Annotated in this window: 14 protein-coding genes; 11 read left to right on the top strand and 3 right to left on the bottom strand. The window is 61.7% G+C overall.

The annotated features are described in order from the left end of the window. Positions 1–310: 310 nt before the first annotated feature. On the bottom strand, positions 311–3259 hold the full coding sequence (locus ACT7DK_RS15680) for an ATP-binding protein (protein WP_445400770.1): 2949 nt from the start codon (positions 3257–3259) through the stop codon (positions 311–313). A gap of 338 nt (positions 3260–3597) precedes the next feature. On the opposite strand from ACT7DK_RS15680, the gene ACT7DK_RS15675 reads away from it, so the two are divergent. The 8 genes from ACT7DK_RS15675 (at position 3598) to ACT7DK_RS15640 (ending at position 14334) form a co-directional block, all read left to right on the top strand. Beyond that, on the top strand, positions 3598–5325 hold the full coding sequence (locus ACT7DK_RS15675; RefSeq protein WP_445400768.1) for a DUF1302 domain-containing protein: 1728 nt from the start codon (positions 3598–3600) through the stop codon (positions 5323–5325). A gap of 18 nt (positions 5326–5343) precedes the next feature. Continuing rightward, positions 5344–6699, top strand: coding sequence for a DUF1329 domain-containing protein (locus ACT7DK_RS15670; RefSeq protein WP_445400766.1), 1356 nt, complete (start codon positions 5344–5346; stop codon positions 6697–6699). 80 nt (positions 6700–6779) lie between these two features. Continuing rightward, positions 6780–7850 (top strand): WD40/YVTN/BNR-like repeat-containing protein, encoded by a 1071-nt coding sequence (locus ACT7DK_RS15665; protein WP_445400764.1) that lies wholly within the window; start codon positions 6780–6782, stop codon positions 7848–7850. A 13-nt stretch (positions 7851–7863) separates the two neighbouring features. Then, a complete protein-coding gene (locus ACT7DK_RS15660; RefSeq protein WP_445400762.1) occupies positions 7864–10347 on the top strand; it encodes an efflux RND transporter permease subunit in 2484 nt (827 codons plus the stop codon). Further along, positions 10344–12038 (top strand): methyl-accepting chemotaxis protein, encoded by a 1695-nt coding sequence (locus ACT7DK_RS15655; RefSeq protein WP_445400760.1) that lies wholly within the window; start codon positions 10344–10346, stop codon positions 12036–12038. The genes ACT7DK_RS15660 and ACT7DK_RS15655 overlap by 4 nt, the downstream gene beginning before the upstream one ends. Before the next feature lie 76 nt (positions 12039–12114). After that, entirely contained in the window at positions 12115–13029 is a 915-nt protein-coding gene (locus ACT7DK_RS15650) for a VOC family protein (RefSeq protein WP_445400758.1), read from the top strand. After that, entirely contained in the window at positions 12969–13136 is a 168-nt protein-coding gene (locus ACT7DK_RS15645) for a hypothetical protein (protein ID WP_445400756.1), read from the top strand. Before ACT7DK_RS15650 ends, ACT7DK_RS15645 begins: the two co-directional genes overlap by 61 nt. 163 nt (positions 13137–13299) lie before the next feature. Then, the gene (locus ACT7DK_RS15640) at positions 13300–14334 is read left to right on the top strand and encodes an IS630 family transposase (protein ID WP_445398029.1); all 1035 of its coding nucleotides are present in this window, start codon (positions 13300–13302) and stop codon (positions 14332–14334) included. Between the two features lie 59 nt (positions 14335–14393). Here ACT7DK_RS15640 and ACT7DK_RS15635 read toward each other — a convergent pair whose 3' ends face one another. Further along, a complete protein-coding gene (locus ACT7DK_RS15635; protein WP_445400754.1) occupies positions 14394–17174 on the bottom strand; it encodes a LuxR C-terminal-related transcriptional regulator in 2781 nt (926 codons plus the stop codon). 153 nt (positions 17175–17327) lie between these two features. Continuing rightward, positions 17328–18731: an OmpP1/FadL family transporter gene (locus ACT7DK_RS15630; protein WP_445400752.1), complete on the bottom strand. Its 1404-nt coding sequence runs from the start codon at positions 18729–18731 to the stop codon at positions 17328–17330. A gap of 154 nt (positions 18732–18885) precedes the next feature. On the opposite strand from ACT7DK_RS15630, the gene ACT7DK_RS15625 reads away from it, so the two are divergent. Genes ACT7DK_RS15625 through ACT7DK_RS15615 form a run of 3 tightly spaced genes read left to right on the top strand, consistent with a single transcriptional unit; the run spans position 18886 to position 23988 of the window. Then, complete coding sequence (locus tag ACT7DK_RS15625) at positions 18886–21858, top strand: molybdopterin-dependent oxidoreductase (RefSeq protein WP_445400750.1); 2973 nt, start codon at positions 18886–18888, stop codon at positions 21856–21858. After that, complete coding sequence (locus ACT7DK_RS15620) at positions 21846–23015, top strand: hypothetical protein (protein WP_445400748.1); 1170 nt, start codon at positions 21846–21848, stop codon at positions 23013–23015. The genes ACT7DK_RS15625 and ACT7DK_RS15620 overlap by 13 nt, the downstream gene beginning before the upstream one ends. Positions 23016–23025: 10 nt before the next feature. Beyond that, a complete protein-coding gene (locus tag ACT7DK_RS15615) occupies positions 23026–23988 on the top strand; it encodes a fumarylacetoacetate hydrolase family protein (RefSeq protein ID WP_445400746.1) in 963 nt (320 codons plus the stop codon).

The raw sequence follows: 23988 nt of genomic DNA, 5'->3' as shown, positions 1-23988 counted from the left end.
GCCCGGTGTCGCGCTGCACGCGGCAAGAGCGTCAAAGGGACAATGCCCAACTCCAGGCAGGGCTAAAATCGTTCAGCTCGACACCCGCCTGCGGGCTGACGACGACTCGGCGCGGGCCAGTCGAGGAGGGGAAACTACGGTTGGGACTGCGCCTGCGCCACGAAGCGGCCAAGCGAGAAGTGGTTGTCAGGGCGGTGGCAAACGAGGACGCGTTGCGCAAGACGCTCGTCTGCTATTTCAAGTCCGCCCGGACTCTGATGCCCTCTGCGGCCGGGATCGAGACCGGAACGCCCTAGCGGCCTGCATCGCTTTACTCTTGCCGCTCGTTCTGGATAAGATTGCGCGCTCGTGCGAGCAGGCTCGTATCGTCCGCTTCGCCGAGCTGAACGACGAGGGCTGCGAGCGCCCGTCGGTCCTTGGAGGACGGCTCCGCGCGTTCGAAGAGCTCGGTGAACGCCAGCAACTCCAGCCAGGAGGCGCCTTGTGTACGAGCCTCCATGATTGCATGCCGGATCGATGCTTCGGCGGCCGCAGGTTCGCCACGCGAACGCGCGATCGCCGCCTGAATGAGCAGCAGTTGCGGAAGAAAGATCCGCTCCCCATAGGTGTTCACGATGTCGAGCGCCTGATCCAGTTGCTCTTGCGCACCTGCCCAATCGTCCTGGAGGACGAGCGCCTCGGCGGCATATCCGAGCGTTTCGCTGCCACCCGAGATCATCCCCAGTGCGCGGTTTTCCTCATACGCCTCGCGAATCCGGCGAAATCCTTCCCGCGGCTTTCCGCCGTGGGCGTCCGCCCACCCCCGGAACCAGCGGCAGGCCGTCTTGCCCTGGGCGAGGGCGAATTCATCGGCGAGGGACTGCAGTTCGGCGGCCAGCGCGCCCACACGAGCCGTGTCGCCGCGTCGGATCCCGCACAGCGCATCGCACCAGATCGTCAGCATCAGCGCCATCGGCTGCGCGAGCTGCCGGGCGCGTGCATAGGCCTGCTGCAGGCGCTCGCGGGCCTGATTGAAGAGCCCCAGCTGTGCGAGCGGCAGGCTCAGCATGGTCAGCACCGTCACCCTTGGATCGACGATGAAGCCGATAAAGCTTTGCTCGGCCGTCGCGCTCGCCCGCTCGAGTGCCGGCAGTGCCCGCTCGAGCGCTTCGCGGGCCGCCAGGTGGTCGCCCTGTATCATGAGCACCTGTCCCTTAACGGTGAAGGCGGCGAGCGTCAGCAGGGGATCGTCGCTCTGGGCGGCGAGCGCCTGGGCACGCTCGGCCGTCGCCAGCGCCTCGGGATACTCCGCCCTCAGGTAGAGCAGGAAACCGAGCCCATGCAGCGCCAAGCCCGCCATCGGATGTTGCGAAACCTCGGCGAGCAGCGCGGACGCGCGCAGGTAGGCGTTTTTGGCTTCGTCGCCGGCGCCGAGCGTGTGGAAAGCGGCGACGCCCCGCAGCGTTGCGAGGGTGATTTCAAGCGAGCGGCGTTCCGCATCCGCAGGCGCCTGGTCCGCCAAGGCCAGCGCCCGTTCGGTCAGGCTCAGGCCCTCGGCAGGACTCAGGTGTAACAGCGCCGCCTGCGTGGCCTCGGCGTAATAGTGCAAGGCCGTCATCGGCAAGCGGCCGCGATCGAAGTGCGTCGCGAGCTCGGCGGCGGTGACGCCGAGACCTGCAGCGCGCTCGTCTTCGAGCGCGGCGCCGACCTTGCGGTGCAGCTCGGCACGGGCGGGTGACGCCATGCCGTCGTAGAGACGCTGGCGGAACAGGGCGTGGCGAAACGCGTAGGACCCCTCGGTCCCGTCGCCGTGCCCGGTCGGCGGGGTGGCCGCGAGCCAGAGGCGCTCGCGCGCCAGCTCATCACAGGTTTGCGCAATCTGCACGGCGTCGCATCCAAGGACGCGCGACAGCGTATCGATGCGAAGCTCCATGCCGCAGACGGCGGCGGCGGAGAGCAGCGCGCGCCGCTCCCCCGCGAGCCTGGCCACGTAGTGATCGACCAGCGCGCTCAGACTCTCGGGCACCGTCGTGCTCGCCAGGCGCGCCGCCTCGACGGACCCGCTGCACCTGGCCTGCTCAATCACCTCGCTGGCGATGGCGGCGACGAACAGCGGCACGCCTCCGGTGCGTTCGTGCAAGGCCCGCACGAAGCGCTCGTCGTCGGCCATCTCCGGCGCCCGCCCCGCCACGAACGTCGCCACTTCCGTCTCGGAAAACGAGTCGACTACGATCTCGTCGCACAGCCCCTGCGGGCGAAGCTCGTGGCGCAGCGCGTTGAGCGGATGATCGAGGGCAATGATCTCGGTGAGCCTGAAGGTCGAAAGCCACATCAGGCGGCAGCTGCCGCGTCGCCGGGCCACGTAGTCGATGAGCTGGATGGTCGAGCGATCGGCCCACTGCAGGTCCTCGGTGATCAGCAGCAGCGGCTGGCGTTCGGTATAGCGGTCCATGAACTCGCCCATCTCGCGCAGCATCCGCTGGGGGTTGGCGCCGACCAGTTCGTGCAACAGCGCTTCCCGCTGCTCCGCGGTGCTGAGCCAGGGCATCTGCAGCAGCCAGGTCGGCGCCACGGTACGCAGGAGGACTGTCGCTTCAGGATCGTGGCGACAAAGCTCCGCAAGCGCCTCGAGCACTGGCAGATAGGGCTCGCCCGGCCCGTGGTGTTGCACGCACTGGCCGTGAGCGCGGGCGATGTCGCCGAGTCCCGAAGCGAAGTGCTCGATCAGGGTCGTCTTGCCGATGCCCGGCTCCCCGGCGACCCAGGTGATGGCCCTGCCGCCGCGTACCACGCGATCCCAGACACGCCGAAGCCGAGCCAGCTCCGCCGCGCGACCGACGAACAGGGGCGCTGACTCTGTTTTGGATTCTAGTGAGTCTGTTTGCGGCGGGGCAGGTTGCGGCGCATCGGTCGCCTGAGCGACTGGCTTAACGGCCTCGCTCAACGGCTCGGGGGTTGCGATGAACCGATAGCCGCGGCGCGGCACCGTCTCGATGTAACGGGGCTGGCGCGGGTCGTCGCCCAGCACGCTGCGGACATCGCTGATGGCCCCTTTCAGCACGGAATCGCTGACGAAGCTGTGGCCCCAAACCTGATCGAGCAGGACATGCTTGGTCAGCAGGGAACCGGGTTGGCGCAGCAGGGCGCACAGTAGCCCGAACGGTGTCGGCGACAGTGCGATGGCACTGCCATTGCGAAGCAGCAGGGCGTTTGGCTCATCGACCTCGAATTCGCCAAAGCGGACGTGTAGCGGGCTCGATGGAGCCGGTATTTCTGGCATATTCAAGGTCTCGGCGTCCGATGTCGTCTGTCCGGCAGGCCGGACATTATCGCACGATCCATGGGCAGGGCAAAGCCGGCCGACAGCCTGCCTCTGGCCCGGAAGGGGCGGGACTACGCCCGTGCCTCCTCCCTTTGACGCGGGCCCTGCACCGGCGGTGGTCCGGGCAACATCCTGTGTCCCGCGTTACACGTTATTCATCATCTGGTGCCGGGATTCCCCCAAGCGGGGGATGACCTGTGCTTATCGTTGCAGCCTATCATTGGAGCAAGACTCACATGGAGGTCATTCGGTCGCCACATCGATCGAGGATGAAATAACAATAACAGGAGATATCGATGAGAAGGCAAAAAGGGTGGCGTGCTGTTTGCCTGACGTTGAGGCTGGGTGCAATAGCATGTGGTGCTGCAGTTGTCACGGCAGGTCAGGTTCAGGCTGTCGAAATCGCGAGCGGAAACGACGATATCCAGATCCGCTGGGACAACACCGTTCGCTACAACCTCGCTCAGAGAGTCGATGGACAGGATGACACTATTACGGGTTCGCTGAACAACAATGATGGCGATCGTAACTTCGACAAGAATTCGATAGTCAGCAATCGGCTCGATCTGCTGAGTGAATTCGACTTCATCTATAACCGGGATCATGGTTTTCGCATCAGTGCCGCGGCGTGGGGCGACGATGCGTACAATCATATCGACAACGATTCGGCTACCGGATCCAATCATCTGGATGCTGGGCAACCTGCTGCCGGGCTCAGTCGCACGACCCAACGCTACAACCGCGGTGTTTCGGGAGAGTGGCTGGATGTGTTTGCCTTCACCCGGCTGGATATCGGTGACGCCCCGCTCTATCTGAAGCTCGGCCAGCATACGATGTACTGGGGCGAGAGTCTGTTTCTCGGCGGCGTGACCAATGGCATCGCCTATGCACAGTCTCCGCTGGATATCGCCAAGGGACTTTCCATCCCGGGCGCTGAGGCGAAAGAACTGTTCCGGCCGCTGAACAACCTTTCCGTCAATCTCCAGGCGATCGACACGCTTTCGGTCTCCGCACAGTACTTCTTCGACTGGAAGCCTTCCAGGTACCCGGAATCGGGGAGTTACCTCGGCTTTTCCGATGTCATCATGGAAGGTGGGGAATCCCTTTATTCGCCGTTGGGTCAGCTGTCGCGGCTGGATGACATCGAGCCGGATAATCAGGGTGACATCGGCCTTTCGGCGCGCTGGAGCCCGCAGTGGCTGGATGGCACCCTCGGGGTGTATTACCGTCACTTCACCGACAGGAATCCCCAGGTTGTCGTCGACGCCCGCGGGGCTCAGGCGATCGGCGGTACGGCGGGTGACCCTGTCGGCTACCGTCTGTCCTACGGCGACGACGTCGATCTCTTTGGTGTCAGTCTGGCTAAGAATATCGGCGGGGTAAGTGTCGGTGCCGAACTCTCCTATCGCCAAAACATGCCGCTGGTCAGTGATGCTGTGCTCGTGGCCAGTCCCTTTACGGTAGAGAACGTGCCGGGCTTCGAGAATGCGCGGACTTCACTGCCGAATGGCGGCGATACCGGGGCTGCCCGCGGCGATACCCTGCACGCAGTCTTCAATATGCTCGGCCAGGTCGCGAACACGCCGCTATTCGACTCTCTCGACTGGAAGGCCGAATTGACCTGGAGCTCCTGGCGTAAGGTCACCAGCAACGAAGAGCTCTTCAAGGGGCGTAGCGGTTACACCGGCTTAGATCGCGTCACCAAGGATGCCTGGGGTCTTACGTTGGTTGCGGAGCCGAAGTGGTACCAAGTGTTCCCCAGCGTCGACTTGATACTACCCATCACTTACAGCACCGGCTTGTCCGGAACCTCGGCAGTGGCGACAGGTGGAAGCGAGGACGCCGGCAGCTATAGCGTCGGCATCGCCGCCGACGTGCGTAACCAATATCGCTTCGATCTCAAGTATGTCGATTTCTTCGGCAAGCTGGACGCTACCAATCCCTCTGATGTCGTCGCGAATGATCCTCTGGCCTATCTCAGGGACCGTGGGATGTTGGTGTTTAACTTCAAGACGACCTTTTGATTACGACAGGAGACGAAGATGATGAATTTCAAGCAATCGCTGGTGATGTTTGCCGCTGCATTGGCTTGCACTACGAGTTTTGCCGCAGTCACGCCCGATGAGGCGAAGGCTCTCGGTACAACCTTGACGCCGGTCGGTGCAGAGATGGCCGGCAACAAGGATGGCTCCATTCCAGCTTACAACGGCGGGCTGACGACCCTGCCGGCCGGGTTTGCCCAGGGAGACAGCCTCCGTCCGGATCCCTTTGCCGGCGAAAAGCCCAGCCTCTCGATCACTGCCGCCAACCTGGCGCAGTATGCGGACAAGCTGACCGCAGGGGCCAAGGAACTCCTGACTCGCAACGCCTCCTATCGTATCGACGTCTATCCGACCCATCGCACGGTGGCTTTGCCCAAGGCGGTCACCGACAATACCTTCAGCAACGCAACCCAGGCGAAGACCTCCAGCGAAGGCCGTGTGCTTGACGGCGCCGTCGGCGGTTATCCATTCCCGATCCCCAAGGACGGCTACGAAGTGATGTGGAATCACTTGGCCAGATATGTGGGAGTGGCGTATCGCCTGAAATACAAGTCCTACAACGTCGACTCGACCGGTAGTCCGACGCTGGCCACATCCGGCGTGCTCACCGTGGATTATCCCTATTACGGTGGCGAGGGCCGCACCGACAGCGGCATCTTCTTCCGCCTGCGTACCGACTATACCGGCCCGGCCCGGCGGGTGGGCGAGTCGCTGATGCTGCATGACAACATCAACCCGCTGGAGCAGGGGCGGCGCGCCTGGCAATATCTGCCGGGGCAGAGGCGCGTAAAACTTGCGCCGGACATCGCTTATGACGCGCCCAACCCGGGTACCTCGGGCGCGACGACCTACGACGACACCTTCCTCTTCAACGGCGCCATGGACCGTTTCGATTTCAAGCTGGTCGGCAAGCAGGAGATGTTTGTCCCCTACAACGTGTACCAGCTGGTCTATCAAAACAAGGCCGACACGGTGTTGCAGGCTGATCATATCAACCCGGATGTAGAACGCTGGGAGTTGCACCGGGTTTGGGTGGTGGAAGCGACCTTGAAGCCGGGGGCGCGTCACGTCTACGCCAAGCGCGTCTTCTATATCGATGAAGATTCCTGGGTTGCCCTTGCGTCGGATGCGTACGACGCCCGTGGCCAGCTGTACCGGGGGCAGTTCGCGTATATGACACCCAGCTACGACGTGTCCGCGCCATATGCCGATACGTTCGTTTCCTACGATTTCATCGCCGGCATGTACTCGCTTTCGCTGCACCCGGCCGAGGTCGGGGGAGTGAAGTATTCCGACGCGCTTTTTGCGGACAGGGATTGGGCACCCGGCTCACTGGCCGGCTCAGGTATTCGCTGAACCGACAAGTGCCGCAACAGCGAAGACCGCACATCAAGTCGCTGTTCCCAGGTCGACGTAACCAGATAATCGGAAGCAACATGCATTTTGTACGAAAATCTACATGCCTAGCGCTTGTCCTGGCAATTTTCGCTGCCTTCCCGGCGCAGGCCGAATTCAAGGGCGTTCTCGATACGCCCGCAACGCAGACGCATCTCGCGGCGCAGCGGCCGCTCAACGCCGTGGCGGCGGCGGGCGCACGGCTGGTTGCGGTGGGGCTGCGGGGCCACATCGTTTACTCCGATGACCATGGCAATTCATGGGAGCAGGCCGCCGTGCCGGTCAGTTCCGACCTGACCGCGGTCTTTTTCAGTTCGGAACGTTCAGGCTGGGCGGTCGGGCATGATGGCGTGGTGCTGCACTCCGATGATGCCGGGCAGAGCTGGCAGTTGCAGTTGGACGGCCATCGGGCCGACACACTGATCAAGGACTACTACGGCAAGAAAGCACGGCAGGGCGACGCCCAGGCGGCTGCGCTGCTCCCCGACATTGAGCTGTATTTTTCATCCGGTGCCGATAAGCCCTTTTTGGATCTGTGGTTCGCGAACGACGAGGTGGGTTTTGTCGTCGGGGCCTTCAATATGATCTTGCGGACCGACAACGGCGGGAAGAGTTGGACGCCGTGGTTCGACCGCATCGATAACCCCCTGCGCCTGCATCTCTATTCGATCCGGGGGCAGGGAGAGCAGGTTTACATCGCCGGCGAACTGGGGCTGGTCGCCGTCCTGGATAGGGACACCCAGTACTTCCAGGCGATCCCCGTGCCCTATACCGGGAGCTTCTTCGGCGTCTTGCCGGTCGCTAGCGGTGCGGTCGTGCATGGCATGCGGGGCAATGCTTTCCGCTTCGACGAGAACGGCGCGAATTGGCAGAAGCTGGATACCGGTGTCCTTGGCGGCCTGACGGGAGCGGCGATGTTGGACCGAAACCGTCTGGCCCTGGTCAGCACTGCCGGCGACATTCTGATAGGGAAGCTGAGCTCGGGCCGGTTTGAGAACCTGACCGCCACGCGCGGCATGCTGTTTGCTGGTGTGGCCTTCGTTCCGGCGACGAAATCGTTGGCTTTGGTCGGCAATAACGGGGCAGCGGTTGTCCCCTTGATAGAACAATAATAGTGAGGAAGCCATGACCGAAGCTTGCAACATCGGCGATGCTATGCCCGTCGTCCGGGATCTTAAGGCATTCAATCAATCCAGCGGTAACGTGCTCGAGCGCTTCTATTTCAATCACCGGAAGTTCGTCCTGGCACTATTCGCGTTCATTACCCTGGTACTGTCGGTGTTCGCCCTGCGCATGGAGATGAATGCCGCGTTCGAGAGGATGATTCCGCACCATCATCCCTTCATCCAGAACTACTTCGACAACAAGGGTGATTTGCGGGGCCTCGGCAACTCCCTGCGGGTCGTGGTCGAGAACACCCAGGGGGATATCTTCGATCCGGAGTATCTGGACGTCCTGCGCAAGGTCAACGACGAACTCTTCCTCATGCCGGGCGTCGATCGCGCCTGGGTCAAATCCCTGTGGTCGCCCGCCGTGCGCTGGACCGAAGTCACCGAGGAGGGGTTTTCCGGCGGCGCGGTCATGCCGCCCAATTACGACGGCTCGCCGCGCGCCATCGAGGCGTTGAAAGACAATCTGGCTCGCTCGGGGATCATCGGCAACCTGGTCGCCAACGACCTGCGGTCGAGTATGATCTTCGTCCCCCTGCTCGACGGGGGGCTGGACGCAGGCGAGCAGATCGACTACCTGACGTTGTCGCGGATCCTGGAGGAGAGCATTCGCGACAAGTATGAGCTGTCCGAGAACATCGAGACCAGCGTCAGGATCCAGGAGACCGACAAGATCAAGATCCATGTCGTCGGTTTCGCCAAGCTGGTCGGCGACCTGATCGAAGGTATTTTCCAGGTCATGGTGTACTTCGGCGTTGCGGTTGCGATCGCCGCCGCGAATATCTACTACGCGACGCGATGCATCAGAAGCACGGCGCTGGTGATCTCCTGTTCGCTGATCGCGGTGGTCTGGCAGCTGGGCATCGTCAGCGCGCTGGGGATGCAGGTTGATCCCTACTCGGTCCTGGTGCCGTTCCTCGTGTTTGCCATCGGGGTCAGCCATGGCGCCCAGAAGATGAACGGCATCATGCAGGATATCGGACGCGGCACCCATAAATTGGTGGCGGCACGCTATACCTTCCGCCGCCTGTTCCTGGCTGGCCTGACCGCATTGATCGCCGATGCGGTCGGCTTTGGCGTACTCATGGTGATCGACATCCCGGTGATCAAGGAGTTGGCAATCAGCGCCGCGGTCGGCGTCTGGGGGTTGGGTTGGACCAATTTGGTTCTGCTGCCGGTCCTTCTCTCCTATACAGGGGTCAGCGAGAAGGCTGCTCGCCGCACGCTGAAGGAAGAAGGCAAGGTGTCGCGGAGCAGAGGGCTGGGGTTCATCTGGGAGTTTCTGAATCGCTTTACCGAACGCCGCTGGGCGACCGGTGCACTCCTGGTTGCGGCCGGCCTGATGGTCGTCGCACTCACCATCAGCCAGTGGCTTCAGATCGGCGACCTCGAGCCCGGCGCGCCGGAGTTGCGTCAGACATCGCGCTACAATCAGGATAACGCCTATATCACCAGCCACTATTCCCTTTCCAGCGACCAGTTCGCGGTTATCGTCAAGACCCCGGTCGAAGGCTGCCTGACCTACAAGGCGCTGACGCTGGCGGACCAGCTCGAATGGACGCTGCAGCAGGTCGAAGGAGTGCAGGCCACCATAGCCCTGCCGGACGCGATTCGGCAGATCACCGCCGGCACCTTCGATGGAAATCCCAAATGGGCCTCCTTGATTCACAGCCAGGAGATTCTCAACTACGGCGCGCAGCAGGCGTCGGTCAATAACCGGGATTTGTTCAATACCAATTGCTCGGTGATGCCGGTGGTGGCGTTCCTGGCCGACCATAAGGCCGATACATTGGATCGGGTCGTCAAGGCGGCGTCGGCATTCGCCCGGGAACACAGCGATAGCGACGTTCAGTTTCTGCTGGCGGCCGGCACCGCCGGTATCGAGGCGGCGACCAACGAGGTGGTCCGCGATGCCAACCACACCATGCTGATCTATGTGTACCTGGCGGTCATCGTGCTGTGCCTGGTCACGTTCAGAAGTTGGCGGGCGGTCGTTGTCGCCGTCGTGCCGCTGATCATTACCTCCATCCTCTGCGAAGCCCTGATGGTGATACTGGGCATCGGCGTCAAGGTTGCCACGCTGCCGGTGATCGCCCTCGGCGTCGGCATCGGCGTCGACTATGCGCTTTACCTCCTCAGCGTCCAGTTGCAGCGGCAGCGAGAAGGCTATTCGCTGGCGGCATCCTACCGGCATTCAATCCATTTCGTCGGCAAGGTCGTGGGCATGGTCGGTATTACCCTGGGTATCGGTGTCGTGACCTGGGTGATGTCGCCGATCAAGTTTCAGGCGGACATGGGGATCCTGCTCACCTTCATGTTCCTCTGGAATATGGTCGGAGCACTGGTCCTCATTCCCGCGCTATCCCATTTCCTGCTCAACGGGGTTGATCGCTCGTCCGGCCGGCGTATTGGCGATGAAAGTCGAGGAGTGATTCTATGACCGGCGCTAAGAGACTCAGACAAATGTTCGGCGGCCTCAGCATCCGTGCCCGGCTGAATTTGTTCGTCGGCCTGGCGCTGGGCTTGCTGCTCCTGTCGGCGTCGTCCGGGTACTGGGGGATGCAGCGTGGCCAGGCCGCGCTTAACGAAATCACCCAGGTCCGCATGGCCTCGGTCATGTATCTCCAGGAGATGAACGCGGCGATGACGGAACTCCAGGCTATCCAGGTCGGGGTGTTCATGTACGAGGCCGATCCCGAGGCCCAAAGGAAATTCGCGCAATTTGTGGCTCTGCATCGTGAAGTCTGGAAGCGGATCGACATAGCGGCAGAGGGTAACCAGAAACTGGCACTCGACGATGAGGAAAAGGCGCGTTGGCAAACGGCGATGGGGGATTGGCAGGTCTGGCGGGAAAACGACCACAAGCTGATCGAGATCGTGCAGCGGCTGGCCGTTAATCAGGATCCGGACGAGCAGATAGGCCTGTTTCAGGAGTACTACCTGGCCTATAGCGTGGCCAAGCCCCTGTTCCTCAAGACCAAAAACAGCCTCACGGCAGTGCTCGACAAGAGTGCTGAACATGCCGAGGCCGCATTTCAGGCCGCGTTGCAGGACTCCAAGCGGGCGAGTATGGCCGTGATGGTGATCACCGGTGTTGCCTTTGGCACCTTGCTCATCTTTGGGTTCGTGATCAGGCGCGCCGTCACGCGTCCGATTCAAACGGCGATCGATGCGGCGTCGAATATCGCCGAGGGCAAGCTCGGCATCTCTATCGAAATCCGCAGTCGGGACGAGATGGCCTCGATGCTCAAGTCCCTGGCTTTGATGCAGACCCAACTGCGCAATATCGTCGGCGTGATCCGCGAGCACAGCAACGACATAGGCAGTACCTGCGTCCAGTTTTCGAGCACGACAGAGCTGATCTCCGTGGCAACGCACCACCAGGTAGCGTCGACGACGGATATGGCCGGCTTGATCCAGATTACGGCGGACAGCATGGAACAGATCGCCAATCACGCCAACAGTGCGAGCAAAATGGCGGCGCATGCAGGTAAAACCAGCATGCACGGAGAGCGGGTCATTAAAGAGCTGACGCATGAAATGAATGCCATCTCAGACGCCGTCATCACCAGTGCCAGCAAGGTCAAGGAGCTGGGCGCTTATACCCGGGAAATCGCCTCCATCGTCACGGTCATCAGTGGTATTGCCGACCAGACCAACCTGCTGGCATTGAATGCAGCCATCGAGGCGGCTCGGGCCGGCGAGAGCGGCAGGGGATTTGCCGTCGTCGCGGGCGAGGTCCGTGCTCTGGCGGAGCGTACCGCGAGCTCGACGCAGCAGATCGCAGACACTATTCGCCGGATCGTCGCCGCGACCGAAGTGGTCGTGAAGGACATGGAAACGCAGGTTGAAAAGGTGACACGGGGCGCGCAACTGGCCCAAGACGCCGGCGCTGAGGTGGAGTCGATCAACCGGGAAACGGTTCGCCTGATCGCCACGGTCAACGATATCTCTACAACACTGAATGAACAGCGGCAAGCCAATTCCCGAGTCGCCGAAACCGTCGATCAGATTGCAAGCATGAGCCGGACTAACGGCGACGGGATCCATAAATGTGCGGAATCGGCGTCGCGCCTGAAAGACCTGGCCGCCGAGCTGCGAGAGGCGGTCGACAGGTTTCAGCTGGTTTGATGATCCACTACCAATAACGAAAGTGCCCCGACGGTGCCACACTGTTTTGAGAAGACTAATTTTATAGGAGAAACAAATGCTTATCGTCGATGTCGAATACGTAATCTTCAGCCATCCGGATCTTTCCGCGATCCGCGAGTTCATGATCGATTTCGGCCTGCTGGATGCCGGGCAGGAGGGGGATTCCCTCTATCTGCGCTCCTATGGCGATGCGCCGTTTTCCTATGTGACCACGCAGGGCGAGGCTGCCTTCGTCGGCATGGGCTTTCGCATCGCCAGCGAGGAGGGCCTGGCGCAACTCGCCGCCCGTTTCGGCGCCGACATCGAGGATTGCTCGCATCCCGGCGGCGGCAAGTATTGCCATACGACCGATCCGGACGGCCGTCGGCTGGAGTTCGTTTTCGGCGCCCAGCGCCTGCAGCCCGTGCCTTGCGGCGGCGCGCCGATCGCGTGGAACGATGCGCACGCGAAGAACCGGCTCGGCGGCTACCAGCGTCCCGAGTATGCCCCTTCGCACATCCAGCGTCTCGGCCACCTGGCGGTTTTCTCCCCGGCGCCTCAGCAGATGATCGAGTGGTACGGCGAGCACCTCGGCATGAAACCGTCCGAGCTGATCCACGACGGCAACGAGGCCAATGTTCTGGCCGCCTTCATGCACCTTGACAAGGGGGCGGAATGGACCGACCACCACAGCCTGGCGATCGTCGGGGCGGCGGCGCCGGGTCTGGACCATGCCTCCTTCGAATGCCGTGATTTCGACGATGTCGGCATGGGGCACATGATCATGAAGGACAAGGAATACCAGCACCGTTGGGGCATCGGTCGCCACTTCCACGGCAGCCAGATCTTCGACTACTGGACCGATCCCGCCGGCTTCCATGTGGAGCACTACTCCGATGGGGATCTCGTCAACCAGGATTCACCGACGCTGTGCTACCCGTTCGGCCGCGACACCCTGCTCCAGTGGGGGCCGTCCTTCCCCGGCCTGTGAGGCCGCTGTTCGTCTACGTGAAGGAAGGACGCATCCAGCGAGTTACGCCGCTCGAGCCGGATGACAAGGATGCGCCGAGTTGGGAACTGCAGGTGCGCGGCAAGTGAAACAGCATACCTGGCGACGCTCTCGGGTCTGGTAGGCCATCGCCAAGGTGCGACACACCAAGATGCTGTCTGCTTAGCCAAGATACGAAAGCATGGTAGCCATGGCCAGCGGGCTCCTCTGGTTATTAACCCGGCGGCAGTTTAGGTCTGATATACTGTGCGAATGAAAACAGATGCACGCAAGCTCACCACCGAGCAACAAGAGCTGCTGAGGCAGCAGGCCATCCGACTTCGACTGGAAAATAAGACCTTCCGCGAGATCGGCCGATTACTGAATGTTCATCCGGATACCGTGGGCCGTTGGTTCAAGCGCTACGAGGCCGGCGGCAAAGCGGCTCTCGCCGTCCAGAAACGGGGTCCAAAAAACAAGCCCGGCCGCCTGAACGCCGTGCAACAGCAGAAGGTGATCGAGGCTATCCGCGACCATATGCCCGATCAGTACAAGCTGGGGTTTGCCCTGTGGACCCGGCGCTCCATTGCTGAACTGATCAAGCAATTTTGGGGCATCCACATTCCGGTTCGCACCATGGGGGACTACCTCAAGCGCTGGGGATTTACACCCCAGAAGCCCTTGAAAAAGGCATGGGAGCAGAGCCCGGCTCGTGTCGAAGCCTGGCTGAACGAGGAGTATCCACGTATCAAGGCCCGTGCCAAGGCTGAAAAGGCCCAGATCTTCTGGGGCGACGAAACCGGCATCAAGAACACGGTCCAACATGGGCGCAGCTATGCCCCGGTTGGCAAGACGCCGGTACAAGCCCTGCCGGCCAAGCGGGTTTCCCTGAACATGGTGTCGGCCATCACCAACCAAGGTACGGTCCGCTTCATGCTGTATGAATCCACCATGACGGCAGACGTGTTGATCAAGTTCATGCGCGGGCTGATTGCCTCCACCCCGGGAAAAGTATTTCTGATCCTGGATAACCTGCGGGTTCATCATGCCAAAAAGGTCAAACGCTGGCTGGAAAAAGGGACGGTAAAGCGTTTTCTGGAGGTCTTTTTCCTGCCCGCCTACTCACCGGAACTGAATCCGGATGAGTATCTCAATGGTGACCTGAAAGGCATGGTGCACAGTGGGCCGGCGATTCGCAGTGTGGAAGAACTCAAGAAGCGAACCCGCTCCTCTATGCGGAAGTTGCAGCGCAGGTCGGAGCGGGTGAAAAGTTACTTCCGATCGGAGCACATCGCTTATGCGGCATAATCGATGTATTTTGCCGCCGGATTAATACCCATGTAAAACGTCAGCCGCCCTTAAACTGGCTAAACGGATTCGCGAGCCAGCAGTCCCAGTTCCCTACCCCTGGCCACGGCCTTGATCCTGCGGTCGACGGACAGCTTGCAAAAAATGTTTTTAAGATGCGTCTTGATTGTCTCGGGTGTCACGCCCAGGTTACGTGCGATCTCCTTGTTCGATTGGCCGCACGCAATGAGTGTCAGGACTTCGTGCTCCTTCGGGGTTAGAGTGCAGCCGGTACCGTCCCTGGTGTCGGTCTTTTCGAAACTCGCTGTTGACCGGCCGACATAAAGCCTGGCGTCGCACAGCAGGCGTTCACAATGCTCGCGCAGGCCCTTGTTTTCCTCACCTTGCCGAAGGCGCGTCCACAATTCGGACAATAGTTGCCCGGCCTCGGCTCCCTGGTCGATGACGGCGCTGACAAAACCTCCTCTCGCCGCCTTTTCGATGGTTTCCCTGAAGGTGCGCTTCGCCGCCTCGTCATGCCCCGATCGCCGGTACGCGATCGACAGGAGGGTGCCCAGGCGGACGCCGGCGAGCTCGTTGCCGTTGCGCGAAAACTGAGTTGACAGTGTCTGCAAGGGGCCGATCGCCGCCTCGGCGTGACCCGAGTGGATGGCCAAGCAGGCCCTTGCGATCGCGATGGCCTGGCGGGGGCCGCATACCGGAGAGGCGTGTTCGGCTGCCACCTCGCCGAGAGGGACCTGGGTGAGGCGTTGCAGGCATCCACGTGCCTCATCCAGTCGATCGCCATCGAGCAAGAGGCGCATGCGTTCGAGCAGGATGGCAGCCTCAAACCGATCCCATTTGCGCTGGATGGCGACGGCTTCAGCTTGCTCCAGAAGCCTGAATGCCTCCGCCGGTTCTCCTCTCCAGGCGGCGGCTCTGGCCGCGCACAGGAAAGCTTCCATGGTGCAGTCCAGGTAGCCGTTGGCGGCGATCTCTTTCAATCGATCACTCAGGAGGGCTTCCAGCTCATCGAGGCGGCCGGCCTCATAGTAGATGCTGGCAAGCAGACCGGCGGGCCAGGCGGAGAAACGCTGGATGTCCTTGTCTCTCTCGGGGGGCGAGAGCCGAATCGCATCTACACAGTATTGTTCTGCAAGTTCGAGTTGCCCGCGCAGGAGTCCGGCCAGTCCCAGAATGCTCAGGCGCAGGATGTGGCTATTGATTTCTTCCTCGGCATGGGTGTTGAGCACCGTCGGTTCGGAGAAGAAAGCCGTCCACCGGCCGGTACGGAATTGGCAGTAAAGCTCGACGTTGGCAACCACGCTACCGATCCAGCCGTCCAAGAATCGGTAGCCGGAACAGCGTGTGGAATATTCGCAGGCTCGTTCAACCTGATCCGCCAGGGCATGGCTCGCCGCGCGGATCGCGGCGCATTCGGCCTGAACGGCGGGGGAGAGTGGGCCGAGTGCAGCGGGGGGCGCTTCGATCATCGCCAGCAGCTCGAATGCCGTTTCCTGGCTGTGCGACAAGGCATAGGCCCAGGCGAAGGCCAGTTGGATCCGTTGGTAAATCGCAGCGGACAGCGGGCCGGTCTCGTGGTGCCAGCGGATAACAGTGGCACTGTTGCCGGCCTTGAGAATGGACATGGCATGGGGCTCCATCCAGCGGAGGGCAAGTTCCCTGTCTCCTGCGGCCAGCGCATGGTCGACCGCCCGCTCCCATTGGCCGCGTTGTGCATACCAGCTCTGAGCCCGCCGATGAAGCCTTGACAGGTGGTGCTGGCTCTTGCCGACCAGCTTGTGGTGAAGGTAGCGGCGCACGAGCTCAGGGTATGCGAAAGTGCCCCGGTCCGGGTCAAGCGAAAGCAGTAGCTGCTGCTGCTTGAGTTGGCAGAACAACATTTCCGTCTCGTCCCGTTCGGTGAGGGCTCGACACAATGGCAACGAGAGAGTGTCGACCAGGGCGGTGTCGATCATCATTGCCATTACATCGTCGGGAACAGGCAGGAAGAGATCATCAAGATATTCGTCGACGTCGTCCAGGATTCTGCCGTCCAGGGTTTCTCGAAAGAGGGCCTGATCCCGGTTCTGAATGGTCAAGGCGGCGATCCGGACGGCCGCGGCCCATCCTTGAGTCACTCTGTAAAGTTCGTGCAGCTGTGCCGAAGGAACAAGCGGCCCCGCGGCTTGTTGGAGGAGGGTGAGCGTTTCAGACCTGTTGAAGCGGATCGCGCCACTGTTCAGCTCCAGCAGCCGGTTCTGTGCCCTCAAGCGGCCTATTTGCAGTGGCGGAGGGGCGCTCGACAGGATGATGAGATGCAGATTGCACGGGGCGTTGTCGAGAATATAGGACATTTCGCCGTGAATTCTTGCATTCGTGATCCAGGAATAGTTGTCGAGCACCATGACCAGGTCGTCGCCAACCTCGTCGATTCGATTGATAAGGGCTGAGCGGGCGTCGTCGACGGTGGGGAAATCTGCCGCCCGGGTGACGTTGGTCCCCCTCGTGGCCGAGGGACCGAACCCGGCATCCGTTAAGGCTTGATGCAGGTACAGCAGAAAGCGCAGCGGATCGTTGTCTTCGGTATCGAGCGAAAACCAGGCGACACCGACGCCTTCACCGACGAACTGGTCGGCCCACTGGCAGGCGAGCGTTGTCTTGCCGCAACCGGGGGGCGCGGTCACGAGCGTGAGCAGCCGCTGTCGGATTTTGTGGCCGAGTTCTTCCAGCCGGCCCCTGCGAAGGACGTCGCCGCAGTTCCTGGGCACTCGGGTCTTGGTGCGGACGAGCGCAGATCCCTTTCGTTCCACGGAGCTGATTTCACCGGCAACCGCCAGGGACGAGTCGAGCCGGAACATTGAGGACGGAGCTATTGGGGGTAGAGGTATGGATCTCTGCGTTTGCATCGCCGTTCTCCCTTCGTTCAGTCATCGGGGCAAGGGGGCTCCCGGTTACCTGGTGAGGAACGGGCGGCGTTGACAGCGAGCTTGTTCTGCCGCCCATTGCTGAAGCTAGAACTTGTACGAATAACCAAGTCCGAACAGGTTTACCTGGGTGCGGTAGCTACCTCTCAGTGTGCCCGGGCTACCGTTGCTGCTGTCGTAGTCATCATCGGTTCGATTAACAGCGGCTTCCTTGAGTTGCAAATAGCTGTAGGCGAAATCGAGGGTGCTGCGTGCGTCAATGCGATAGCTGAGGCCCAGTGAATACATCTGGCGGCTGGCATCTGGCAGTACCGTGAGTGCATAGCTCGAGTCGGACACTGGCGTCTGCTCATACATGTAGCCACCGCGCAAGGTCCATCGCTTGTCGAGCTGGTAGCTGGCCCCGACTGAGGCGCGCCAGCTGTTGTTAAACACCGTCTTGTGACTGGCCTTGCGGTCCGGCAACTGTTCGGTGGGCATTTCGATTTCGATTTTTTGCAGCCGGCTGTGCCGGCTCCAGGTAATATCGCCCATGATCGCCCACTGTAGATCCAGCTGATGGTAGGCGCTGAGCGAGACGGTTTCCGGTGTCGTGAGATTGACCAGGGTGTCGCTGTTGGCCAGTGCAGTAGCGATGCCGATGTTGATTGGATTCGATGAGCCACCGGGTAATGAATCCGGAATGGTGAATGTGGTCGGGCCGGTCAGCTCATGCTCGATGAAAGAACGGTAAGCCAAGCCAATACGCGTGTCATCGCTTGGGGTGAACAGATAGCCCAGGTTGAACCCGTAATCCCAATCCGTCACCGCATTGCGTGCCATGGCGTCCGGCTGCCCGTCGTAGCCGGCGGCGGCCGTCGTACAGTCAGCCTCAGCCCCCCCTCCGGCCAAGCAGCTGGCATAGGCCACTGAGGCAGTGTGTATCTTCGTATCCAGTTTTACGTCCAGATACTGGGCGCTGACGCCTAAGCCGATGTTGTGGTGCTCGTTCAGCGCGTAGCCGAGTGACGGGTTGATGGTTATCGACTTGAAGTCGATGCTGCTCCCGTAATAGCGGCCGGCAAAGTCGTCGTCATATTCTATTTTGGACCCGAAAGGGACAAACACCCCCAGCCCTACCACCAGGTTATCGTTGAGCCTGCGCGAAAAATAGCCATGAGGTATGACCGCCTGCTTGGCATAGTGGCCGCCGCTGCCGGCCGGTGATACGGCTTGTCCTCTGCCGTTGGTGGCCTCGCTGTAACTGAAATTGGAGTGAGGGTCTACCCCCGTGAATCCAAACATTGACTGGGTGCCGTCGAGTTGTGTCAGTCCGGCCGGGTTGTAGAAAATCGTGGACGGGTCGGCCGCTTCGGCCGAACCAGCATTGGAACTGCCTTGCGCCCTGACGCTTTGTACATCGAACTGATACCCAGCCCCCCTGGCGGACTGCGCCAGTCCGGCTGTGGTGGCGGCCAGCATCAAGTTCAGCGCGATAATTCCCTTTTTCATTAAGGCCATCCTTACGTTGCGTTGATTGATATTTGTTTACGTCAGTTAAAAATCGCACTTACAAATTAAACATGTATGTCATTATGACGCTAGTGTTTATTTTATGTAAATTCATATGGCAAGGTCGTAAGGCAGGGTCAAAGCGAGGTTTAACATGAAGCGCGTGCTTTTGAAGGGCATCTTTTTCGGGCTCACGGCGGCCATGCGGGTCACCGCCGCCCGCAGTCCGGCTTTCCGCAAACAGTTGAAAGAGCGCAACCTGGTCGCGCAAATCCGCCTCAAGGATGGCAGCATCGGGCGCTATTACCGCCTGCGCGGCGGCAAGATAAGTTCGGTCGCCGGCCTGCACCCGGCGCCGGACGTGACCATCTCCTTCCACGATGTGGCCACCGCGCTCGAGTTCATGAAGCCACCGCTCGACCAGGCCAAGATCGTGCACGCAGCCAAGCACTTCAAGGTGACGGTGGCGGGCCAGGATCGACTGGTGGTGTGGTTCATGCAGTTGCTCAATCAGTTGCAGAGCGCCACGCTCAAGATGGGCTCGCCACAGCGCGACGGCACGGTGCGCTACACCACCACCACCAACGGCGGCCCCCTGTTCGTCTATGTCAAGGACGGGCGCATTGTACGAACCACGCCTATTGACCTGGACAAAAATGATGCCGCCAGCTGGACCATTCATGCGCGCGGGCGCGGCTTCACCCCGCGGCGACGTGCCACGGTCAGCCCCCATGCGCTGGCCCTGCGCTCCACGGTGTATTCCGAGAACCGGCTGCTGTATCCGATGAAGCGGGTCGACTTCGACCCCAACGGCGAACGCAATCCGCAGAACCGCGGCATCTCCGGCTACGAGCGGATCAGTTGGGACGAGGCGCTCGACATAGTGGCCGGTGAGATCAACCGCATGAAGCGCGAGCACGGCCCGGGCGCGGTGGCGATCGCCCACAGCTCGCATCACCAGTGGGGCAACGTCGGCTACTACCTCTCCGCGCTGCAGCGCTTCGGCAACCTGATCGGCTTCACCCGGGTGCACCTGAACCCGGACAGCTGGGAGGGCTGGTACTGGGGCGCGCAGCACCATTTCGGCAACAGCATGCGGCTGGGCAACCCGGGCGGTTATGGCCTGGTGGAGGACTGCCTGCAGGAATGCGAGCAGATCGTGTTCTGGTCCAGCGATCCGGAAACCACCAGCGGCTGCTATGCCGGTTCCGAAGGCACCGAGCGCCGGCTCTGGGCCAAGGAGCTGGGTATCGACTTCATCCATATCGACCCGCACTTCAACCCCACCGCGCAACTGCTCGGCGGGCGCTGGGTCCCACTGCGGCCGGGCAGCGATGCGGCCCTGGCTCAGGCCATCATGTATGTCTGGGTCACCGAGGACCTGTACGACCGCGACTATGTGGAAACCAGGACCACCGGTTTCGACGAATGGCGCGCCTATCTGCTCGGTGAGAGCGACGGTGTGGCCAAGACGCCGGAGTGGCAGGAAGCGGAAACCGGCGTACCGGCCAAGGACGTGCGCGCGCTGGCGCGCCTGTGGGCCAAGCGCAAGACCTATCTCGCCGCCGGCGGCGGCGGCCAGGGCCTGGGCGGGGCAGGACGTAATTCAACCGGCACCCAGTGGGCGCGTTCGATGATCCTGCTGATGGCGATGCAGGGCTGGGGCAAGCCAGGCATCAACTTCGGCAATCTGCAGGCGGCCACCCCCCTCGACATGACCTTCTACTTCCCCGGCTATGCCGAGGGCGGCATCTCCGGCGATCTGCTCTGGACCGCATCGGCGATCAGTAATTACAACCGCATGCCGCATGTGCTGAGCATGAATCCGGTCAAGCAGATGATCCCGCGCCAGAAGCTGGCCGATGCCATCATCGAGGGACGCAGCACCGGCTATAGCTGGGACGGCACCTCGCTGGAAGCGCAGTTCGCACCGTTCGAATATCCGCTGCCGGGCCATTCCCGCGTGCACATGCTGTACCGCTACGGCGGTTCGTCGTTTGGCACCATGGCCAACTCGCAGCGCATGGTCGAGGCCTACCGGCACGAGTCGCTCGAATTCGTGGTCAATCAGTCCATCTGGCACGAAGGTGAAGCCCGGTTCGCCGACATCATTCTGCCGGCCTGCACCATGCTGGAGCGCTGGGATATCGGCGAATGGGCCGGCGCCGGCGCCTATGGTCACCACATCCAGGAGCAGCTCAACCACCGCATGATCGTGATGCAGCACAAGTGCATCGAGCCGCTGGGCGAGTCGAAGTCGGACTACCAGATCTTCCAGGAAACTCTCGAGCGGCTCGGCCTCGGCGCGGTGTTTACGGAAGGCTGCAGCGAGCTGGACTGGTGCAAGCGCGTATTCGATTCATCGGACCTGCCCCGATACATCAGCTGGAAGGAGTTCCTCGAGAAGGGCTATTTCGTGGTGCCGGCGCCGTCCGAGGCGCAGCGCGAGCCGGCCTATATGCGCTGGTTTGCCGAGGATCGTCATAAGGACGTGCCGGAGCCGCTGCCGCTGCCGTCGCAATATGCCGAATCCTTCGGCAAGGGGCTGCAGACGCCCTCCGGCAAGATTGAGTTCGTGTCGCAAACGCTGCAGCGCGCCTGCCCGGACAACCCTGAGCGTCCGGCGCTCAACCGCTATATGCCGTCACCGGAAGGACCGGCCGACGCCGAGCGTTTCGAACGCTACCCATTGCAATTGCTGTCCTCCCATCCGCGCTACAGCTTCCACACCTACAGCGACGGTAAGAGCAGCTTCATCAACGATCTCAAGGCGCACCGCATCCTGAAAGACGGGTATTACTACTGGGTGCTGCAGATCAGCCCGCAGGACGCCGCTGCGCGCGGCATCGCCCAGCACGACCTGGTACGCGTGTTCAACGAGCGCGGCGCGGTGCTGTGTGCCGCCGAGATCACACCGCTGATCGCGCCCGGGGTATTGAAGTCGTTCGAATCCAGCGCCGTGTACGACCCCATTCCCGACCGCAACGGCAGCGTTATCGACCGTGGCGGTTGTGTCAACCTGCTGACGTCGCCGCGCCCCATCGTCAAGGGCAGTTCCGGTATGGCGTCCAGCAACTGTCTGGTGGAGATAGAAAAATGGATGGAGACCTCAGCATGTCCAGCCTGAAAAACGTGACGTCCGTACCTGGGGAGGAGAGCTTCCCGTCCGTTCTGCCCGAGTGGCCCGAGAGCGAGCGCCCCGACTTTGTACAACCGATACGGCGGCCGGAGGCCATGGTGAAAGCCGATGCCCTGGCCTTCCTGATCTTCGAGCGGCCCGATCTCGAACGCAGCGAACGTTTCCTGCTCGACTTCGGCCTGCAACTGATCCGGCGCGAGGCCGATGCGCTGTACCTGCGTGCCGGCGCCAGCCAGGCCTGCTGCTATGTGGTGCGCCGCGGTAGCCAGGCGCGCTTTGTCGGCCTTGGCTTCGAGCTGCGCGATGGCGCCGACCTGGACCGCCTGGAACAGCAGGCCGGCGCCCGGCGTATAAGTAAAGTGGAGATTCCGGGCGGTGGCCAGGCGGTGCTGTTGAAAGACCCCCTCGGGCATGAGGTATGGGCGCTGGCCGGCCGCGAGCACGGCGAGGCCGAAATCGAACTGGAAGCGCGGCTGCCAGCCAACACGCCGGGCGCCTCGCCGCGGGTCAATGCCACCGTTCGGCCCGCGTTTGGGCCGGCCAGGGTGGCCAAGCTCGGCCACGTGGTGTTCCAGACCACCGACTTCGCCGGCCTGACCCACTGGTATATGCGCCATTTCGGCCTGCTGCCGACCGACGTGCTGTTCCTGCCCGATGGTTCGCCCAATCTGATCTTCTTCCGCTTCGACCGCGGTGAGCGGCCGGCCGACCACCACAGCGTGGTGATTGCCGGCGGCCTGGCCGACAGTTACGAGCACAGCGCCTACGAGGTGCAGGACCTGGATGCACTGGGGCAGAGCAGCCAGTTTTTGCGTTCCAAAGGCTGGAAGCACGCTTGGGGGATCGGCCGTCATTCACTCGGCAGCCAGTTGTTCGACTACTGGTTCGACCCCTACGGCGCCGAGCACGAGCATTACGCCGACGGCGACCTGTTTACCGCCGATTACGCCCCGCGTTACAGCCCGATGAACAGCGCCGGCGTATGGATGTGGGGCGACGACGTACCGCCGCACATGCTGCCCAAACCCAGCCCGGGTGTCCTGTGGCGTGCTTTGCGTCTGATATTTAAGGGCAAACTGAATTTCGCCCGGCTTAAATTGATGGTCGCCGCGCTGTCCGCACCGGCCCGGCCTTGGATGAAATAAGGAGAAAACGATGGCACTGACTGTAATACGTTTTAGCCGTGGGGATGGCGCGCCACAGTGGGGGGGGCTGTTCGGCGACAAGGTGGCACCGCTGAGCGGTGACTATTCCACCACCGGCGATCTGATCGAGCATGGGCTGGAGGAGGCGCGTGCGCAGCAAGCGGCGGATGCGTCCCTGCCGCTCGCGGAACTCAAGCTGCTGGCGCCGGTCACCGCCAACCAGCAGTTTCTCTGCCAGGGACTCAACTACCGCTGCCATTTGCGCGAGTCGGGCATAAACCCGGATCATGTATCGTTTAACACCCTGTTTACCAAGGCACCGTCATCGATCACCACGGCGCGCGGCGATATCGTGCGGCCGAGTCATGTGCGCTTGCTCGACTACGAGCTGGAGCTGGGCGTGGTGTTGGGACGTCGCATCGAGGGTCCGGTACGCATCGATGACAGCAACCTGCATGAGTATGCGGCGGCGCTGACCGTGGTCAACGACATCAGCGCGCGCGATATCCAGTTGCCGCAAACCCAGTTCTACAAGGGCAAGAGCTATCGTGGCTTCGGTCCGGTCGGTCCCTATCTGGTGGTGCCGACACCGGAGGAGTGGCGCAAGCTTGGCGAACTGCACCTGCGTCTGACGGTGAACGGTGAGACGCGCCAGGACGGCTACGCCAGAGACATGATCTACCGGCCGGCGCAGACCCTGACCGAACTGTCCGGCCTGCACGACCTGGCGCCGGGCGACCTGCTCGCCACCGGTACTCCGGCCGGCTGTGCGGCGGTGGCACCGAAGAGCAAGATCCTGTTGTGGGCGCTCAAGACGCTGGTGTCGGAGCGGCGTAAATGGGCACTCTACTTCAAGGCGCAAGCGAAAAATACACGCTATCTGCAACCCGGCGACGAGATGGTGGCGTCGATCCGTACCGATGACGGCCTGCTCGATCTCGGTGAACAGCACCATCGGATTGTGCAAGCTTAG

It is taken from the genome of Zobellella sp. An-6 (genome assembly GCF_052487945.1).
Note: the sequence above shows the minus strand (reverse complement) of the source record. Positions and strands in the feature narration are given on the sequence as shown.

What these genes read in the sequence shown, in the direction of transcription:
- ACT7DK_RS15625 (WP_445400750.1), top strand. Translation starts at nt 18,886, where the DNA reads ATGAAGCGCGTGCTTTTGAAGGGCATCTTTTTCGGGCTCACGGCGGCC.
- ACT7DK_RS15680 (WP_445400770.1), bottom strand. Translation starts at nt 3,259, where the DNA reads ATGCCAGAAATACCGGCTCCATCGAGCCCGCTACACGTCCGCTTTGGC.
- ACT7DK_RS15615 (WP_445400746.1), top strand. Translation starts at nt 23,026, where the DNA reads ATGGCACTGACTGTAATACGTTTTAGCCGTGGGGATGGCGCGCCACAG.
- ACT7DK_RS15665 (WP_445400764.1), top strand. Translation starts at nt 6,780, where the DNA reads ATGCATTTTGTACGAAAATCTACATGCCTAGCGCTTGTCCTGGCAATT.
- ACT7DK_RS15640 (WP_445398029.1), top strand. Translation starts at nt 13,300, where the DNA reads ATGAAAACAGATGCACGCAAGCTCACCACCGAGCAACAAGAGCTGCTG.
- ACT7DK_RS15635 (WP_445400754.1), bottom strand. Translation starts at nt 17,174, where the DNA reads ATGTTCCGGCTCGACTCGTCCCTGGCGGTTGCCGGTGAAATCAGCTCC.
- ACT7DK_RS15675 (WP_445400768.1), top strand. Translation starts at nt 3,598, where the DNA reads ATGAGAAGGCAAAAAGGGTGGCGTGCTGTTTGCCTGACGTTGAGGCTG.
- ACT7DK_RS15670 (WP_445400766.1), top strand. Translation starts at nt 5,344, where the DNA reads ATGATGAATTTCAAGCAATCGCTGGTGATGTTTGCCGCTGCATTGGCT.
- ACT7DK_RS15650 (WP_445400758.1), top strand. Translation starts at nt 12,115, where the DNA reads ATGCTTATCGTCGATGTCGAATACGTAATCTTCAGCCATCCGGATCTT.
- ACT7DK_RS15630 (WP_445400752.1), bottom strand. Translation starts at nt 18,731, where the DNA reads ATGAAAAAGGGAATTATCGCGCTGAACTTGATGCTGGCCGCCACCACA.
- ACT7DK_RS15660 (WP_445400762.1), top strand. Translation starts at nt 7,864, where the DNA reads ATGACCGAAGCTTGCAACATCGGCGATGCTATGCCCGTCGTCCGGGAT.
- ACT7DK_RS15620 (WP_445400748.1), top strand. Translation starts at nt 21,846, where the DNA reads ATGTCCAGCCTGAAAAACGTGACGTCCGTACCTGGGGAGGAGAGCTTC.
- ACT7DK_RS15655 (WP_445400760.1), top strand. Translation starts at nt 10,344, where the DNA reads ATGACCGGCGCTAAGAGACTCAGACAAATGTTCGGCGGCCTCAGCATC.